The 18536-nt window shown below is 40.9% G+C and carries 16 protein-coding genes; 9 read left to right on the top strand and 7 right to left on the bottom strand.

Annotation, left to right across the window (positions count from 1 at the left end; genetic code table 11):
* Positions 1–43: 43 nt before the first annotated feature.
* The 3 genes from recN to nadK all read right to left on the bottom strand — a co-directional run bounded on the left by recN (position 44) and on the right by nadK (position 3312).
* Positions 44–1717, bottom strand: coding sequence for a DNA repair protein RecN (recN, locus tag H5187_RS18130; protein WP_182731954.1), 1674 nt, complete (start codon positions 1715–1717; stop codon positions 44–46).
* Positions 1718–1809: 92 nt separating this feature from the next.
* Positions 1810–2349, bottom strand: coding sequence for a hypothetical protein (locus tag H5187_RS18125; protein WP_145242202.1), 540 nt, complete (start codon positions 2347–2349; stop codon positions 1810–1812).
* A gap of 78 nt (positions 2350–2427) precedes the next feature.
* Positions 2428–3312 (bottom strand): NAD(+) kinase, encoded by an 885-nt coding sequence (nadK, locus tag H5187_RS18120; protein ID WP_182719393.1) that lies wholly within the window; start codon positions 3310–3312, stop codon positions 2428–2430.
* 100 nt (positions 3313–3412) lie between these two features.
* Here nadK and H5187_RS18115 point away from each other — a divergent pair, with 100 nt between their 5' ends.
* Both H5187_RS18115 and grpE read left to right on the top strand, forming a co-directional pair.
* Complete coding sequence (locus H5187_RS18115) at positions 3413–4378, top strand: HrcA family transcriptional regulator (protein ID WP_145242204.1); 966 nt, start codon at positions 3413–3415, stop codon at positions 4376–4378.
* Positions 4379–4436: 58 nt separating this feature from the next.
* Positions 4437–5045 carry a nucleotide exchange factor GrpE gene (gene grpE, locus H5187_RS18110; protein WP_182719388.1) on the top strand — a complete coding sequence of 203 codons (609 nt, stop codon included), beginning with the start codon at positions 4437–4439 and terminating at the stop codon, positions 5043–5045.
* A gap of 27 nt (positions 5046–5072) precedes the next feature.
* On the opposite strand, the gene H5187_RS18105 is transcribed toward grpE, so the two are convergent.
* Entirely contained in the window at positions 5073–6272 is a 1200-nt protein-coding gene (locus H5187_RS18105) for a Bcr/CflA family efflux MFS transporter (RefSeq protein ID WP_182768140.1), read from the bottom strand.
* Between the two features lie 192 nt (positions 6273–6464).
* Here H5187_RS18105 and H5187_RS18100 point away from each other — a divergent pair, with 192 nt between their 5' ends.
* On the top strand, positions 6465–7262 hold the full coding sequence (locus tag H5187_RS18100; protein ID WP_145242210.1) for a M48 family metallopeptidase: 798 nt from the start codon (positions 6465–6467) through the stop codon (positions 7260–7262).
* Positions 7263–7333: 71 nt separating this feature from the next.
* On the opposite strand, the gene ald is transcribed toward H5187_RS18100, so the two are convergent.
* A complete protein-coding gene (gene ald / locus H5187_RS18095) occupies positions 7334–8455 on the bottom strand; it encodes an alanine dehydrogenase (RefSeq protein ID WP_149982720.1) in 1122 nt (373 codons plus the stop codon).
* Between the two features lie 140 nt (positions 8456–8595).
* Between ald and lrp the strand changes: the two genes are divergently transcribed.
* The 6 genes from lrp to serS all read left to right on the top strand — a co-directional run bounded on the left by lrp (position 8596) and on the right by serS (position 15388).
* Positions 8596–9075, top strand: coding sequence for a leucine-responsive transcriptional regulator Lrp (gene lrp / locus H5187_RS18090; RefSeq protein WP_145242214.1), 480 nt, complete (start codon positions 8596–8598; stop codon positions 9073–9075).
* Positions 9076–9261: 186 nt separating this feature from the next.
* Positions 9262–11730 carry a DNA translocase FtsK gene (locus H5187_RS18085; RefSeq protein ID WP_182731956.1) on the top strand — a complete coding sequence of 823 codons (2469 nt, stop codon included), beginning with the start codon at positions 9262–9264 and terminating at the stop codon, positions 11728–11730.
* The gene (lolA, locus tag H5187_RS18080; protein ID WP_149982719.1) at positions 11731–12372 is read left to right on the top strand and encodes an outer membrane lipoprotein chaperone LolA; all 642 of its coding nucleotides are present in this window, start codon (positions 11731–11733) and stop codon (positions 12370–12372) included.
* Positions 12365–13708: a replication-associated recombination protein A gene (locus H5187_RS18075; protein WP_182719386.1), complete on the top strand. Its 1344-nt coding sequence runs from the start codon at positions 12365–12367 to the stop codon at positions 13706–13708. The genes lolA and H5187_RS18075 overlap by 8 nt, the downstream gene beginning before the upstream one ends.
* A 10-nt stretch (positions 13709–13718) precedes the next feature.
* Complete coding sequence (gene crcB, locus H5187_RS18070; protein WP_392352509.1) at positions 13719–14081, top strand: fluoride efflux transporter CrcB; 363 nt, start codon at positions 13719–13721, stop codon at positions 14079–14081.
* Positions 14082–14089: 8 nt separating this feature from the next.
* Positions 14090–15388 carry a serine--tRNA ligase gene (gene serS / locus H5187_RS18065; RefSeq protein WP_145242225.1) on the top strand — a complete coding sequence of 433 codons (1299 nt, stop codon included), beginning with the start codon at positions 14090–14092 and terminating at the stop codon, positions 15386–15388.
* Between the two features lie 213 nt (positions 15389–15601).
* Here serS and H5187_RS18060 read toward each other — a convergent pair whose 3' ends face one another.
* Complete coding sequence (locus H5187_RS18060; RefSeq protein WP_182719385.1) at positions 15602–16654, bottom strand: acyl-CoA desaturase; 1053 nt, start codon at positions 16652–16654, stop codon at positions 15602–15604.
* On the bottom strand, positions 16651–17694 hold the full coding sequence (locus H5187_RS18055; protein WP_182798131.1) for a flavin reductase family protein: 1044 nt from the start codon (positions 17692–17694) through the stop codon (positions 16651–16653). Before H5187_RS18055 ends, H5187_RS18060 begins: the two co-directional genes overlap by 4 nt.
* Positions 17695–18536 lie beyond the last annotated feature (842 nt).

The raw sequence follows: 18536 nt of genomic DNA, 5'->3' as shown, positions 1-18536 counted from the left end.
TGTATTTAAAAATAGTTTAAACGTAGGTGTTGTTTTAGCTTAATTAAGCATGCGCCATAATTAACTCTTTTGCGTTAGCTTTGGCTGTTTTACTGATGTTATCACCACCAAGTAAACGGGCAATTTCATCAATACGGCCATGTTTACTGAGTGGCAACATTTGTGTAAAGGTTTCGCCATTGGCAATTTCTTTGGCCACAAAAAACTGCTGATGCCCCGAGCTGGCAACTTGCGGTAAATGGGTTACGCAGATAACTTGGGTCGATTTGCCTAATTGACGTAAAAGCTTGCCTACAGCTGCTGCAGTTGGTCCAGAAATACCTACATCCACTTCATCAAAAATAAGCGTTGGCGTAGTGACTTTTTGCGCAATAATAACTTGTATCGCTAAACTTATACGCGACAGCTCACCGCCAGAGGCGACTTTAGACAGTGGTTGTAATGGCTGCCCGGGGTTGGTTGATACTAAAAACGCTACATTATCAAAACCTAAGCTGTTTGGTGCTTTTTCAGGTTGTGGTGTAAGGGCGATTTCAAACACACCATTTTCCATTGATAAATGCGCCATGCTTGCACTGATCAATGTATTTAATGTCTGCGCGGCCTCATGACGGCTTTCGCTTAGGGTTTGCGCAGCTTGCTGATAAGCTGCTAATGCTTGGTTAATTTCACCTTCAAGTTGCGTTAAACGGGTAGAGTTATTACTAATCGACTCAAGCTCTTGTGTGATACTTTGGTGAAACTCAACTAAGTCCTCTGGTTTAATATGGTGTTTACGTGATAAATCCATCGCACCACTTAATCGTGTTTCAACGTCGATTAGTCGGCTCGGATCAAGTTCAGCTTGCTCTGCATAATTACGAATTTCACGACTCGCTTCCTCAACTTGCACAGCCGCTTCTTCGAGTAAAGCAGCCACACTAGCTAGGCTTTCATCAAACCCGGCAAGCTCAGCAAACTGCTGCGCGCTATGTTGTAATAGGGAACAGGCATTTTGCTCGTCATTTTCGTATAAGCTTTGTAACTCTCGTTGGCATGCTTCAATAATAGTTTGGCTGTGGCTGAGCTTATAATGCTCGGCTTCAATTTGCGAAAATTCATCTGGTTGTAAAGCAAACTCATCAAGCTCAGCTACTTGGTACTCTAATAATTGCTTTTGCGCTGCTTGTTGCAACTGGGCTTGTTCGAGCGCGGTAAATTCTTTTTGTAAGTTTTGGCAATTACGATAATGCTGGCGCACTGCTTCAACCAGAGGTTGATGACCTGCATAAGCGTCTAATAGCTGGAGTTGATGTTCGCTTTTAAGCAAATATTGGTGAGCATGTTGACCATGAATAGAGATCAAGTACTGACCGATTTCTTTTAGTTGGGCTGCAGTGACTGGGGTGCCATTAATATAACTTTTGCTGCGGCCATTTTTACACACCACACGACGAAGTAAGCACTCTTGCTCATCATTCGATAGCAAATGCTGTTCTAAAAACTGCTTAGCCAAGGGGAGGTTGGTTAAATCGAAGGTGGCGCATATTTCAGCGCGCTCAGTGCCTGGGCGAACAGCTGAGGCTTCGGCACGTTCACCCAAACATAAAGATAAGGCATCAATAGCAATAGATTTACCGGCACCTGTTTCACCCGTAATGGCTGTCATACCGCTTTGCCACTCGGTGCTTAAATTGCTTACAATTGCAAAATTTTTAATCTCTAACCCAGTTAACATACTGTTCATCCATCCAGTCAATTAACTGTTAATTTATACAGTGTTTTGGGTTTTTGCAAATTAATTTTTAATGCCGCTATCTAGTTTATTACTTACTCACTGGTTGATTTCTCAAAATTAGTTTCAGGATCAACAGGTTTGACATAATCTTCAGGATTCGCAGATAAATCATCAGTGCGTAAAACTTTAATCATGGATGGTAAAAGTTCATGGTAAAACGTTTTATTGTAAGCAACGCCGGCTATGGGTAACTCAGCCACAAAAAAATCTAAGCGTTCAGCTAGTGCATCTCGTTCACCTGTTACATAAGTTTTTGCCAACTCACTACTAATCGTGCTGATCAATGACTCGTTTATGCGTTCAAGATACAATAAGTTTTCGTCAGTATGAGGTTGTACGACAAAGAAATTACTGGCAATAACTTGTATTCTTGGGATGTATTTAGGACGAATTATTTTTGCGTCGCAGTACTCATTTAATTTTATTTTTAACTGTTGAGTTACTTCTTTAACGCGATTATTGAATAGCTTTTTTTGCGCTTCAAGCGCTTTTCGGCGATTATTTTCAATCACCAAATAGCTGCCAAGCAGCGTTATCAGTAATAATAAAGCAAAGAAAACAACATACGTCATTTCGGTTTGATTTCCCTTGAAAAGGTAATAAATGAATTCAGCTTATTTTGCTCTAAAGTCTGAATGAGCGCAATAAAATTAATATAAACGACTACCCCAGTTGAGCTTAGTGCGAAGTACATGATAGTAAGAGTAGTCTTTGGGGTGGATCAGGCGTAGTTTCTTATCTGCTTTTTTAATTATCACTTCATCGCCAGGCAATACAGCAAGCACCACATGACTATCGCAGCTGACTTGTAAGCTGTCGGTATTCTCTAAGCTGAGCTTTAAGCGTACTTCGTTATCGGCATCAACCACTAATGGTCGGCTTGATAATGTATGCGGAAACATCGGCACTAATGATATTGCATTTAGTTCTGGGGTCAAAATGGGCCCGCCACCCGACAGCGAATAGGCTGTTGAGCCCGTAGGGGTTGAGACAATTAAACCATCAGAGCGCTGAGAAAAAACAAAATCGTTATTAATGAAGGCTTCAAATTCAATCATGTGAGCGACTTTATCGGCATGTAAAACGGCTTCATTCACTGCTGAGTTAGCACTTTTTAATTCACCATGGCGATAAACTGCAACTTCTAATAAAAAGCGTTTTTCTTCAATATATTGACCACTTAATACTTGTTCTAAACTAGCTTCAAAGCCTTCTGGGTTTAAATCTGTTAGAAAACCTAAATTGCCTCTGTTTACGCCTATAACAGCAACATCAAATCGGGCTAATACCCTTGCTGCGCCAAGCATATTACCATCGCCTCCGACCACAATAGCGAGATCGGCACGTTCGCCAAGCTCAACCAGTTTGACTAACTTTTCCTTGGGGACATTGGTTAATTGATGACCGGTTCTCTGCTCTAATAACACGTCAAATCCTAACGCATTTAAAAAAGTGTATAAGCGCTGTAAAGTTGCAGCTGCACCACTGTGATTTGGTTTGCCAATTAAACCTATGGTTTTAAACGGTGATTCCATGATAAACGCATCAATAGTATTAATATCAGTAGAGTAACTCAAAAGTGACAAGTTTGAAAATAACCTTGAAATAAACTCACTACGCCCCGATATCCCCAGTATGCAGCAAGATGTAGATACTATGAATTTAAACCCTCGAGATCAGCAAATATTTTCCGCCGTGATGAGCCTGTACTGTAATGGTGAAGGTCAACCTGTCGCGTCAAGCCGTATTGCCAAACAAAAAGGTATGGCTGTGTGTTCTGCAACAGTTAGAAATGCGATGTCGCGCCTAGAAAAAATAGGCCTGCTGTATTCACCGCATACTTCTGCTGGACGGGTACCTACTAATGCCGGATTTGATTATTGGCTAAGTGAATTTTTCCCTCTGTCGCAGATTGCGCAATATTGGCAGCCTGCACAAGCGCAATTAGTCGAGATGGCGCATGGTATAAGCCAGCGTTATCAAGTATGTTGCTGCGTTGGTCTGCCGCAAGTAAGTTCTCAACACGTTTTTAGAGTTGAAGTATTAGATTTTGACAGCAATGATTGGCTTATTTTACTGTTAGATAGAGCAGGGCAAAGCCATAACATTTGTATTCATAAGCCGGATGATGCCTCTGACACCGTACGTTATCAATTTGCTACTTGGCTTAATACTGTATTCAGTCAGCAAACTTTAATGGAAGGCTTGTACCGTATGCAAGCAATGGCAAATACAGCACCACGAAACTGTCATGATTCGTTAAATCAATGGACCCGTGAGCTGAGCCATAAATTAGGCTCAGATAACAGTATCGTGGTCGGCGAAAATTATTTATATCGGCAAATTGATTGTGAACAAAGCTTAAATATTGGTGTCTCATTTTTGAACTTTGTAGAAGATAAGTTAGCTTTTAAAAATGGTGTGTCGGTTTTAAATACGTCACAATTGCCATTTACTGATTGTGACGAACTGATGGTGATCAGCGTGCCGTATTTTCAAAATCAAGAATATCAAAGTCGTTTTTGTGTAATTTGTCCTAAATCGGCGCAAATTGAAGCAATCATTCAAGAATTTAAATTAATCGAGTCATCTGGCTCTTGAATCTTTTGATTCAATCCCCATAATTACCGCAATTGAAAAGTATTGGAGCACTTAAATTATGTCTGAGCAGACAAAATCACCAGAGCAAGAAGTTGAATTAAACGAAGAACTAGAGCAAATGCAAGCAGACGTTGAAGCGGCTGTAGAAGCTGCTGACGCGCACGAAAGCGAAGAAGTTAGCCCTGAAGCTGAAATTGCTATGCTTTATGCTGAGCTTGAAGATGCGAAACAAACTATCGCAAACCAAAAAGATAGCGTAGTACGTGCCGCTGCAGACGTTGATAATATTCGTCGCCGTGCTGCACAAGATGTAGAAAAAGCGCATAAATTTGCACTTGAAAAGTTCGCTAACGAATTATTACCTGTTATTGATAATCTAGAACGTGCTATTGAGTTCTCAGACAAAGAAAACGAAACCTTAAAGCCATTGCTTGAAGGGATTGATATGACAGTTAAGAGCTTCAACGATGCGGTTGCAAAATTTGGTGTTGAAATTGTTAACCCACAAGGTGAGCAGTTTAATCCTGAATTCCACCAAGCAATGTCGATTCAACCAAGCAATGATGTAACACCTAACACTGTATTAGCAGTGATGCAAAAAGGGTATACATTAAATGGTCGTTTATTACGCCCTGCAATGGTGATGGTATCTAAAGCAGCTGAATAAAGAAGTCGCTTAGTAAAAAAATGCCCGTTAACTACGGGCATTTTTTTTGTTTCTAGCTCGGTGCCAAAGCTGGGCTATTAGTGTTAATACTAATGCGCTGAACATTAAGCTTGAAAATGGTACCGCACTTTGTGCATGCATTAAGGCTAAAATTGGACCGACTAATGCACCGCTGCCAAAGCGCAATGTACCAATAACCGCCGTAGCGGTGCCAGAACGCTCTTCAAACTGCATTAAGATCAATGCATCAGCATTACTAGCGGTAACCCCTAAACTCATCATCAGAGGAGCAATAGCTGCAACAATAAAATACAGCGATAGGTGTAATATGCTAAATGTGAGTAGGGCACTGCCAGCTACAAAGCCGACCGCTAATCCATAATACAGCATTTTTCGTGAACCAATACGTGGTACTAGGCGGGTATTTAAAAAGTTACCAAACATTAGCGCCATGACATTGAAAGCAAATAAAACACCAAATAATTGTTCTGATACTTTAAAGTAGTCAAGGTATACAAAGGGCACTGCGGTTAAAAAGCAAAAAAAGCCGAATGAGACAAACATTGAGCTGGCTATATCTGCTCGGGTATCTTTATTTTTAAATACGGTTTTATAGCTATCGAAAAATAGTGCAAAGCCTTTCATCGGGCTTTTGAAAATAGGGATATCGATTAAGTATATTTGTACCAAGGCTAAAATAACAAAGCTGTAACTGGCCAGTACTAAAAAGATTGTTTGCCAGTGAGATAAGCCCATGATCATTGATCCAACCGTTGGCGCGACTAAGGGCGCTACCATCATGATCATCGATACATACGACATTCCTTTCGCAGTATCTTGTTTATAAATATGACGAATTATCCCTGGCACCACAACGGTTGCTGCAGCACCTGTGAATGCTTGTACTCCCCGCAAAGCCCAAAATAGGTGAATGTCATTACAAAAGGCCAATGCGAAAGAGCTTAAGCCAAACAATGCTAAGCCGACCTTCGTTAACACGCGACGACCAATTTGATCTGCGATTGGGCCAAAAAATAGCATTCCCAGCGCATAGCCAGCTAAATATATGCTTAACGATATTTGTACATTAGGCATTGTGGTATTAAGGTCGTTAGCAATGACTAACATTGCCGGAAGATACATATCGATTGCCAGTGGCGTAATTGCAACAATACTGGCGAGTAAAGGTAATAGAATGCGTTTATTTAAAGAAACCGAGTCCTGCATGACTAACCCATTAAACAAAAAGAGGCTGCTATTGTAACAGCGACAATTAGTCTTGGGTACTTAGTTTGCATGCTAACTATCGCCTTTAACAGAAATATAACGCAACAGATGTTTTTACTGGCAGTCGATATATTCAATTGCAGGCTGGTTTGCTATTCTAAGAACAATTAAATTGTTAGTTAAGAGAATACAATGAAAAAATTAGTTTTGGCTGTGCTTGCCACCGCTGTATTAGCGGGTTGTAAAACATCACCAACAGGGCGTACGCAAATTGCGCTTTATTCTGATCAACAAATGAGTCAGATGGGTCAGCAAAGCTTTGCTGATATGAAAAAGAATCAAAAAATTAATAATAATCCTCAAGTAAATGCGTATGTAAAGTGTATTGCTGACGATGTGATTGCAGTATTACCGCAACAGTACGCAACTCAGGCGTGGGAAGTGGTGGTATTTGAAGACGATTCAGCTAACGCGTTTGCATTACCCGGTGGCTATATTGGTGTGCATACAGGGTTGTTAAAAGTGGCTGAAAATCAAGATCAGCTAGCAACCGTTATCGGGCACGAAGTAGGGCATGTAATTGCTGAGCACTCTAATGAACGCGTATCACAAAGTTCCTTGCTACAAACAGGTATGCAAGCGGGCAGTGCCGCACTTGAAATGGGCAATGTACAATATCGTAACGAAATTATGCAAGGTCTTGGTTTAGGTGCGCAGTACGGCGTTATTTTACCATTTAGTCGCTCTCATGAATCTGAGGCCGACCAAGTGGGTTTAGATTTAATGGCAAAAGCCGGATTTAATCCAAAAGAATCCGTAACACTTTGGCAGAATATGAGTAAAGCAGGCAGTGGTAATACACCTGAATTTATGTCTACTCACCCAGCACCTGCTAACCGCATTAAAGAGCTACAAGCAAAATTGCCACAAGCATTAAATGAGCAAAAAGCAGCAAAAGCGGCGGGTAAAAACCCACAATGTAAGCTGTAATAAACTTTTTTGGTGATATAAAAAAAGCCTGTGAACTGATGTTCACAGGCTTTTATTATTCTAAACGCTAGTTATGCGTTTTCAACAGCAGTACGTGGATCTACGTATGGCATGTTGAAGGCTTCAGCAACTTCTTTGTAAGTTACTTGGCCTTTGATCACGTTAAGACCTTTAAGGAAATTAGCGTCATCTAGTAATGCTTTCTTATAACCTTTGTTTGCAAGGTTAATGATGAAAGGCAATGTTGCATTGTTAAGTGCGAAAGTAGATGTACGTGGTACAGCACCTGGCATGTTAGCAACACAGTAGTGAACAACGTCATCAACGATGAAGGTCGGATCAGCGTGAGTTGTTGCTTTAGACGTTGCGATACAACCACCTTGGTCAATTGCAACATCAACAATTGCAGAGCCAGGCTTCATTGCTTTAATGTGTTCAGCAGTAACTAGTTTAGGTGCAGCAGCACCAGGGATAAGTACGCCACCAATTACTAGGTCAGCTTCAAGTACATGCTTTTCAAGTGCATCAGCTGTTGAGTAAATCGCTTTAACTTTATTACCAAACTGAGCGTCAAGTGCGCGTAGTACGTCAATGTTACGATCAAGTACGACAACTTCAGCACCAAGGCCAACAGCCATTTGTGCTGCGCTACGACCAACCATGCCGCCGCCAATAACAACAACTTTAGCTGGCTCAACACCCGGTACGCCGCCAAGTAGCATGCCACGACCATGGTTTGATTTTTCAAGCGCTTGTGCACCAGCTTGAATAGACATACGGCCAGCAACTTCACTCATAGGTGCAAGTAGTGGCAAACCACCGCGTGAATCAGTTACTGTTTCGTATGCGATACAAATTGCTTTGCTTTTGATTAGGTCTTCAGTTTGTGGAAGATCTGGTGCAAGGTGTAAGTAAGTGAAAAGAATTTGGTCTTCACGTAGCATTGCACGTTCAACGGCTTGTGGCTCTTTTACTTTTATAATCATCTCTGCTGTTGCGAAAACCTCAGCAGCAGTTGCTAGAATTTCTGCACCTGCCAGTGTGTAATCTTCGTTAGTGAAGCCAATGCCCATACCTGCATCAGATTCAACAAAAACTTGGTGGCCGTGGTTTACTAACTCACGAACACTAGCAGGGACCATACCTACACGGTATTCATGGTTTTTTATTTCTTTAGGTACACCGATAATCATAATATTGCCTTAATAGAACGGGATAAAATTTTTCACTATTATATTCATGTACTGGCAGTGTGTCTCACCTTTTTTAATCGGTATTCTAGTGATATAATCTGAAAACACCGTTTAAACAGTACAAAAAACTAGTCGTTATTATGCATGAGTTATTAGACCGTATTGACCGTAAGATTTTAATAGAGCTACAGCACGATGGCCGAGTGTCTAATGTTGAATTAGCTCGACGTGTGGGGCTCAGTGCAACGCCCTGTTTAGAGCGTGTAAAAAAGCTCGAACGCGAAGGTTACATCGTCGGTTATAAAGCCGTGGTTGACCCTGCTAAACTTGGGCAAGGTTTGTCGGTGTACGTCGAAGTGACAATCACTAAAACATCACCTGATGTGTTTGATGAATTTAGTGCTGCAGTTAAAAAGCATGATGAAATTATCGAATGCCATTTAGTCTCGGGTAACTTTGACTTTTTACTAAAAACCCGCGTAAATGATATGTCTGAATATCGTGGTGTATTAGGGGATATTCTGCTCAAGCTACCGAACGTTAGTGAAAGCCGTACCTATGTTGTTATGGAAGAAGTAAAAGGCGAGCAAGGGGTGATTATTCGCCCATATATCGGCTGAATTATGCGCCATTTTTTAGTAACTACTTAAGTTGTATTATTGATACATGCGCGATTAATAAAAACCTGTTCATAATCAGGCCATCATGGTTAAGATAAAGTGCAACAAAAAGTATTTCCTGCTAAGGTATTCCATTGCTAAGAATGAGTACAAAGAAGTACAAAGAAAAATGAGGAATAGCGAGTTATGCGCCTAAACGGTGTACAAAGACTATTAGAAACCGGTTTAATAATTAGCACCTTTGCCGCAATATTTATATTGTGTGCGCTGGTAAGCTTTGATCCTGCTGATCCGAGTTGGTCGCAAACAGGTTATGACAATGTAAGAAACATAACTGGAGCTGCAGGTGCGTGGATCGCCGATATTTTATTGCTGACATTTGGCTGGTTAGCTTATTTTGTGCCAGCTGCACTACAAATATTTGGCTACTTATTATTTAAGCAACCTCATAGAATATTTCAACTCGACTATACAACGTTATCGCTTAGAGTGATTGGTTTTGCATTATTTATCACTTCAGCAACGGCTATCAGTAGTATTAATTTTGATGATATTTATAATTTTTCATCCGGTGGGGTAGTCGGTGATGTGATAGCTTCAGCGATGATGCCTGCATTTAACTTTACCGGTACCTCGATTTTATTATTATGTTTCTTTTTTGCTGGATTAACATTATTAACAGGCGTGTCGTGGGTGCAATGTGTCGATTTTATTGGCGATTTGATCATGCGAGGTTATCGTTTTATTGCCCATCACTTAAAAGCATGGTTACAACGCGAACGCACTGCAAATACTGAAGTTGTAATTGAACAAGACCCTGTTAATGAGCAACAGACACGTAAAGAAACACCCGCCATTCGCTTTTCAGAACCAAAAGTGGATAGTGATAGTGCGGTGTCAAATCAAGACTCTCATCCTGCATTTGATGATTTGGATGACATTCTGGATCAAGAAATTAATTTTAGCGCCATTGATGATGAACCAATGGACACTGCGGCTGCCTTAAATGCGCTTGATCAAAGCCATGTTACTGAGCCTGAAAAACCAGTTACTACTGTGGTTTCGCCAGCAAGACCAATGCCAAAACCAAAGAGTACCTATCAGCCTCCACCTACCGCAAAAGAAAAGTTTGAGCAGCTACTCGAAGAAAAGCCGCCAAGTACGCCATTGCCTACGCTTGATTTGTTAGATAGACCTGATAAAGCCAAAAACCCAATTTCACCAGAAGAGCTTGAAGCTGTATCGAGGTTAGTTGAAACTAAACTCCTTGATTTTAACGTTCAAGCTACGGTTGTTGCCGTATACCCTGGACCTGTTGTAACCCGTTTTGAGCTTGATTTAGCGCCGGGTATTAAAGTTTCTAAAATTACTGGTCTTGCTAAAGATTTAGCCCGCTCGCTATCAGCGGTTAGTGTCCGAGTGGTTGAAGTTATTCCGGGTAAAACCTATGTAGGGATTGAATTACCGAATAAACACCGTGAAATAGTGCGGTTATCAGAAGTAATCGACGCACCAAAATTTGAGCAAAATCCATCGCCACTGACTATGGTCTTAGGTAAAGATATTGCCGGTGAGCCAATCTGTGCTGATTTGGGTAAAATGCCGCATTTACTGGTGGCAGGTACCACAGGTTCTGGTAAGTCAGTGGGCGTTAATGTAATGATATTAAGCTTACTGTACAAATCAGGCCCTGATGATGTGCGTATGATCATGATTGACCCGAAAATGTTGGAACTTTCTGTTTACGAAGGTATCCCACATTTACTGTGTGAAGTGGTCACCGATATGAAAGAAGCTGCCAATGCGCTGCGTTGGTGTGTAGGTGAGATGGAACGTCGTTATAAGTTAATGTCGGCGTTAGGTGTTCGTAACTTAAAAGGTTACAACCAAAAGGTATTGGATGCGAAAGAGGCGGGTTACCCGATTCTCGATCCATTATTTAAAGATACTGATGGTATGAAAGAAGGACCAGACGAGTTAGGTAAGTTACCGAGTATCGTGGTGGTGATTGACGAATTTGCTGACATGATGATGATTGTTGGTAAAAAAGTTGAAGAGCTAATTGCCCGTATTGCGCAAAAAGCCCGAGCGGCAGGTATTCATTTAATACTAGCAACACAGCGCCCATCGGTTGATGTAATTACTGGTTTAATTAAAGCGAATATCCCAACGCGAATGGCGTTTCAGGTATCAAGTAAAATTGACTCGCGTACCATCTTAGATCAACAAGGCGCAGAAAACCTGCTAGGTATGGGTGATATGCTCTATTTACCGCCGGGCACCAGCGTACCGATACGTGTACATGGCGCGTTTGTTGATGACCATGAAGTACATGCGGTGGTGAATGACTGGAAAGCACGTGCAAAACCAAATTATATAGACGAAATTTTAAATGGTGACGCCACTGAGGATATTTTATTGCCAGGCGAAGCCAGTGAAAACGCGGATGAAGAATCAGATCCGCTTTATGATGAAGCCGTGTCATTTGTTGTTGAAACAGGCAAAGTGTCAGTTTCAAGTGTGCAGCGAAAATTACGTGTTGGTTACAACCGTGCCGCACGTTTAGTTGAACAAATGGAAACATCGGGTATTGTAAGCGCACCAGGTCATAACGGTGCCCGTGATGTATTAGTGCCCAATGGTGGAGCAAATTAAATGAAACAAATTAAATATTTAGCCTTAGCAATTAGCTGTTTTTTATCAGCATCAGTATTTGCAAGTGACAGTGCAACGGATGACAGCCAAGCATTACAAGATAAACTGGCCGGTTTAAAGAGTTTTCAAGCGCAATTTGCGCAGCAAGTTAATGACGACCAAGGCCAATCAATTATGCAAGGTGAAGGTACTATCGCCTTGCAACAGCCAATGATGATCCGTTGGCAACAAGCGAGCCCTGATGACACGTTATTTGTATCAAATGGCGATAAAACCTATTACTTCGACAGCTTTGCTGAGCAAGTAACGATTATGAATACTCACAGTTTGATTGATTCAACACCGTTTGTATTACTTACCTCCAAAGATCCGGCGCAATGGCAAAAGTACCAAGTACACGCCACGGATACTGGGTTCAGTGTTACACCTAATAAAGGCGTTGAAAGCCAAGTTGAACAGCTGGATATTGTGTTTGCAGCAGATAAAGTTGGCTTAGCATCATTACTGGTTAAAGACAGCTCAGGGCAATCATCTACGTTTACTTTTAGCGACACTAAAGTAAATCAAAGCCTTGCTACTTCAACCTTTGAGTTTAGTATTCCAGAAGGCGTTGAAATAGACGATCAAAGTCAAGGTGAGTAATTTAGGCTTTAATTTTGGCCCCGATGTGCGCCCACTTGCGGCGCGCATGCGACCAACCAGTTTAGATCAGTATATTGGCCAGCAACATCTATTAAGCCGAGATAAGCCTCTCTATCAAGCTATTTTAGCAGGGCGTTGCCACAGTCTTATTTTGTGGGGGCCGCCGGGCGTTGGTAAAACGACCTTAGCGCAAATTATTGCCAACCATGCCGATGCGGCGCTGATTCAAATGTCGGCGGTAACGGCAGGCATTAAAGACATTCGTGATGCGGTGAGTGAAGCGCGTACTAACCTTGAAGGTCTTGGCCAACGTACCTTACTGTTTGTTGACGAAGTACATCGTTTTAATAAATCTCAGCAAGATGCGTTTTTACCACATATAGAGGATGGTACCTTTATTTTTGTTGGTGCCACCACCGAGAATCCCTCGTTTGCACTAAACAATGCGATTTTATCGCGAGCACGAGTATATGTCCTTAAATCACTGCAAGACACTGATTTGCATCTTGTTATTGAGCGAGCGCTTGCAAGCGATGATGAACTGAAAAATAAAACGGTGGTACTTGCACAAAATGCTAAACAAGCGTTGTGCCAAGCCAGTGATGGCGATGCTCGTAAAGTGCTTAATTTACTTGAGCAGGCGATTGATTTAACCGTAGAGCAAAACGGCCAATACTTAGTTGATGAGCACGTACTCAGTCAAGTATTGCCAACGCATTTAGCCAAGTATGACAAAGGGGGGGATGAATTTTACGATTTGATCTCAGCCTTTCATAAGTCAGTTCGAGGTAGCTCCCCAGATGGTGCTTTGTATTGGTATTGTCGTATTTTAGCCGGTGGCGGCGATCCGCTGTATGTTGCAAGGCGGTTACTCGCCATCGCCACTGAAGATATTGGTAATGCTGATCCGCGTGCCATGGAAGTAGCCCTCAATGCATGGGATATATTTCAGCGAGTTGGACCAAGTGAAGGCGAGCGTGCAATTGCACAAGCTACGATTTACCTTGCTAGCGCACCGAAGAGTAATGCGGTGTACGCGGCGTTTAATCAAGCCAAAGCGGATGCGCAGAACGAGCCAAGTTACCCGGTGCCAGAGCATTTACGTAATGCACCAACCAACTTAATGAAAGACTTAGGCTATGGTGCTGAATATCGCTATGCGCACAATGAAGAAGGTGCCTATGCTGCAGGAGAAAAGTACTTTCCAGAGCAGATAGCCGATAAGCAATATTACTTTCCAACGGATCGTGGCTTAGAACAAAAAATAAAGCAAAAGCTCGACTATTTAAAAGAGCGCGATCATCACAGTGACATAAAACGCTATGACAAGCCTTAAGATATATCTCATGATTGCCGCAGGAGGAGCCTCAGGTGCCTGTTTACGGTTTTTTATTAGTGAAACCATGCTAAAACTACTTGGTAGGGGATTCCCTTTTGGCACGTTGACGGTTAATATTCTTGGTTCATTGTTGATGGGCGTATTATACGGTTTGATAGAGCGCGAAATTATCACCGTTAGCCCCGCTAAAACCCTTATAGGGATTGGCTTTCTAGGTGCTTTGACCACCTTCTCGACATTTTCAATGGATTCGTTGTTGTTATTACAACAAGGTCACTTTTTTAAAATGGCCCTCAATATCACCTTAAATGTGGTGGTGTGTATTTTTATGGCTTGGCTGGGCCTTCAGCTGGTAATGCAAAAAGGTTAAAAACTAACATGTTAGATTCTAAATTATTACGTCAAGATCTCGAGCAAACAGCTGCGCGTCTAGCAGCACGTGGTTACGAGCTAGATACTGCGACTGTCAGCGCACTTGAAGAAAAACGCAAAACATTACAAGTAAAAACACAAGAATTACAAAGTGAGCGTAACAGCAGCTCCAAAGCGATTGGCCAAGCTAAAGCTAAAGGCGAAGATGCACAACCATTGTTAGATGCAGTAAGCAACTTAGGCGCGCAACTTGATAGTGTTAAAGCTGAGCAAGACGCTATTTTAGAAGAGCTTAAGCAAATTTCTTTAGCTATCCCAAATTTACCTGATGAATCAGTACCAGCGGGCGCTGATGAATCTGATAACGTTGAGATTTCAACCTGGGGCGAGCCTAAAAAGTATGATTTTGCAGTAAAAGATCATGTAGACTTAGGACAAGATTTAAACGGCCTTGATTTTGAAATGGGCGTTAAAATTACCGGTTCACGCTTTACTGTAATGCGCGGCGCAATGGCCCGCATGCACCGTGCACTAGTGCAATTTATGCTAGACACGCATACAGATAAAAACGGTTATACAGAAATGTACGTACCGTATTTAGTAAACCGCGACAGTTTATACGGTACAGGCCAATTACCTAAGTTTGCAGAAGACTTATTCCACACTAAAGGTCTTGTAAATGATGACGGTGAAGAGCAAGAAGGTTTTAGCTTAATTCCTACTGCTGAAGTACCACTGACAAACAGCGCGCGTGACGAAATTTACGACGAAAAAGATTTACCAATTCGTTTAACTGCCCACACTCCGTGTTTTAGAAGTGAAGCTGGTAGTTATGGCCGTGATACTCGTGGCCTTATTCGTCAGCACCAGTTCGATAAAGTTGAGCTAGTACAGCTGGTAAAACCAGAAGATTCAATGCAAGCATTGGAAGAGCTAACAGGTCACGCAGAGCAAATATTACAAGCACTAGAGCTACCATACCGTAAAGTAATTTTATGTATGGGTGACATGGGCTTTGGCTCAGCAAAAACCTACGATTTAGAAGTATGGTTACCAGCGCAAGATACCTACCGTGAAATCTCATCATGTTCAAACATGGTTGATTTCCAAGCGCGCCGTATGCAAGCACGTTTTCGTCGCGCGGGTGAGAAGAAGCCAGAGTTACTGCATACACTCAATGGCTCAGGCCTAGCAGTAGGACGTACTTTAGTGGCTATCTTAGAAAACTACCAACAAGCGGATGGTTCAGTAGTCGTGCCTGAAGTACTTCGTTCATATATGAACGGCCTTGAAGTAATTAAATAAGCTTTAGAGCTGTAAGCTTTAAGAAGAGAAGCCGCTGTTTGTAATGAACAGTGGCTTTTTTGTAAGTTCAATTTATAGGTGCAAGGTTAAAGGCGAGCGAAAAAGTTAGTTAACTTGAACTTTGGTTAAGAGATTTACTCAGATACTTATTAAAAGTATTAATATTATTTTTATTCTCCTAAGCTCAGGTTAGTTATCTAGGGTGATTAAAAATCATTTAAAAGAGTAACGTAAAATGCGTTTTAATACCGACGTATATTGCTTAAAAAATCCACCTGTGTTGTAAGCAATACCATGTTTTTTTAGTACGGCTTGCACCTTAGGAGCAACTTCTTGATAGCGCGATGATGGCATGTCAGGAAATAAATGGTGCTCTATTTGACAGCTCAAATGCCCCGTTAATATATGAAACCAATTAGCGCCGTTAATATTTGATGAACCTAAAACTTGGCGATAATACCACTGACCTTGAGTTTCATTTACGCAGTCTTGCTCGTTAAAGGTTTTAGTTTCTTCGGTAAAGTGACCACAAAAGATGATGGTTGATGTCCACAAATTACGAATTAAATTAGCAAGAAAATTACCAGCTAAAACCCACAAAAATAATGGACCAGCTAATAGCGGGAATAACGCGTAATCTTTAATTAACTGGCGCGCACCTTTACTAAAAAAGCGTCGTTTTAACATCGCGTGAGACACGTCAGTTTCGCGGCTTTCTTTCTTTTTACCCATAAATACACGCTCAGCTGCCAGCTCATGGTATGACACACCCCATTGAAACAATACAGTTAAGTTTATATAGGTAATAAACTGCCATATATTTTTCAAACGCCATTTAAAGTCATTACTCAAGCGTAGCAAACCATACCCAAAGTCACGGTCTTTACCAATAATATTGGTGTAGGTATGATGCTCAAAGTTATGCACGCGGTGCCAGCTTTGGCCATCACATGCTATGTCCCATTCATAGTGTTGGGAGTTAAGTTGTTTGTCGTTCATCCAGTCGTATTGGCCATGCATGACATTGTGACCAATTTCCATATTATCAAGGATTTTAGCTAATGCGAGTAGCAATACTCCCGCAACCCATAGCAATGGTTGAATAAACCCAAGCATTAATAGAATACGTCCGCTCCATTCACATAGGCGCTGTTTACGTACAATAGAGCGAATATAGTCGGCATCTTTTTGACCCACTTTATCAAGCGTCTGCATTTTTATAGCATCTAATTCGCTTGCTAGTTGCTCATAGTTAATAGTTTTCATAATTGTAACTCCAAATCACTAACAGGTTGGCTGACACACAGTTGAATGAGCTGTTCGCCGTTATCTGATAGTTCACCAGTTTTTAAATTACGTACCACGCCAGACTTTTTAATACATTGACACTGATGACAAATTCCAATGCCACAGCCGCGTTTTACTGGCAGCTGTTTTGCTTCAAACTGTGTTAGTAGCACATCAGTATTTGTTACAACATGTGCATGGTTATTAATTTTAACATTAAGTTGGCCTGCGTTATGGGTGCTTGGCAGGGCTAAACCGAACGCTTCTTGGTTATAATTTAATGCGTGTTTTTTAGCAAAATCACTGACCGTTTGCATAAAGGTTAAAGGACCACAACAATAAACATCAGGTTTTTCTGCGAGGTTAATATGGCTGGTAATCTGATTTGATTGTTCGCGGGTTAATAATAAAAATGAAAAGTGCTTAAATCGCAGAGCCAATTCGCTAAGTTCATCAACACATTGATGTTCAGACGTTTTTGCGTAATACACTAATATGACATTGGTGGATATTTGGCCAAGATGTTCGTAAAGCATAGCGAGTATTGGCGTGATACCAGAACCTCCCGCGATAAAAGTGACTGGTGCGCCAGTGTTTTTAAATATAAATTCACCACTTGGCGCGGTGATACTACACCACGAACCAGCTTGCAGTGTTTCTTTAAGTAAACCAGTAAAGCGCCCGAGTGCATTTGTTTTAATTAGTAAGCGCACAAGCCCAGTGTTTTTAAATTGTTGAGCGCTTGAAACAATAGTAAAAACACGCGTTAATAACCGCCCATTTATTTCAACTGTTAAGCTAATATGCTGTCCAGCAATGTGAACAGGCCATTGTTTACTTGGCTTAAGTTGAATACTTAAATATTCACCCTTGTGTGATTCTGTATGGATCACTTGTGCTCTAAATTGGCCTGCACGCCATGCAGGTTTAAATACCTGCATAATTGGTTCTATATAACCTGCAAAACTTTGATGGTGTAAAAACCATTTTGAAAATTGGTCTAATGCCTGCGTAAACATCGTCATTACATCTCTTTCTAAACCGAGTGCTTATTGGCCTGTGTTTTCTTTATTTAAGGGTAAGCACTGAAATAATTACTTTAATAATTTGAGCGTACACCTGTAAGTTCAAATTTCAGCGCACAAGTGTACCTTGAAATTTTTGATTTTCAATACGTATAGAGTAATTATTCTATTGTTTTTATTTGTAACTTACGTAAGGCACGTTAAATTGCGGAATATAAAATGATAAGCATAGAATTATTTAAAGCTTCAACTATCTGATTTTTAGTATTTATATTTCATGTGGTTATAGAGGCACTTTTAGGCTGCAAACTTATCAACCTGCAATGGTAACCAAATAATCATAATGTTAAAGCGAGCCATGAATATCTGTTGCATTCAACCTTTTTTCACCTTGTGATTATTTTTCAAAATGGTTTAATACGGCTAACCATATTCTTTTAATAAAGCTTTGGTTATTTGGACTTTTTAGGTTTACGCGACAGCAAATCACACGAGTAATTATTGAAGTTGAAAAAGACTAAGTAATTGAATAAAAATAGTAATTAGACTATGGTTGATATATTAATAATAAATAAAAACGAGCAATTCTATAGGCTCCTTTTGTATCTACAAGGATTGAGCAAGTGCCTAAGTCAGTATCAATTACAATCAGTGATGAGTTTTCCAGAATCAAATTACTAAAAAATAGAACGCCAGAAACATCTGAAGAAGAGTAAGCGTATAGCTAACGACACCTAGCTTTGTTTAATGTTCCAAGGTAGCAGTGGCTCAAGGTTATCTGGCTGCTCAGCAAGGTACTGTAAGCATGTTGATATATAGTTATGCACCACAAGGTC

This window comes from Pseudoalteromonas sp. SG44-1 (assembly GCF_014164315.1).
GTDB lineage: Bacteria > Pseudomonadota > Gammaproteobacteria > Enterobacterales > Alteromonadaceae > Pseudoalteromonas > Pseudoalteromonas rhizosphaerae.
Note: the sequence above shows the minus strand (reverse complement) of the source record. Positions and strands in the feature narration are given on the sequence as shown.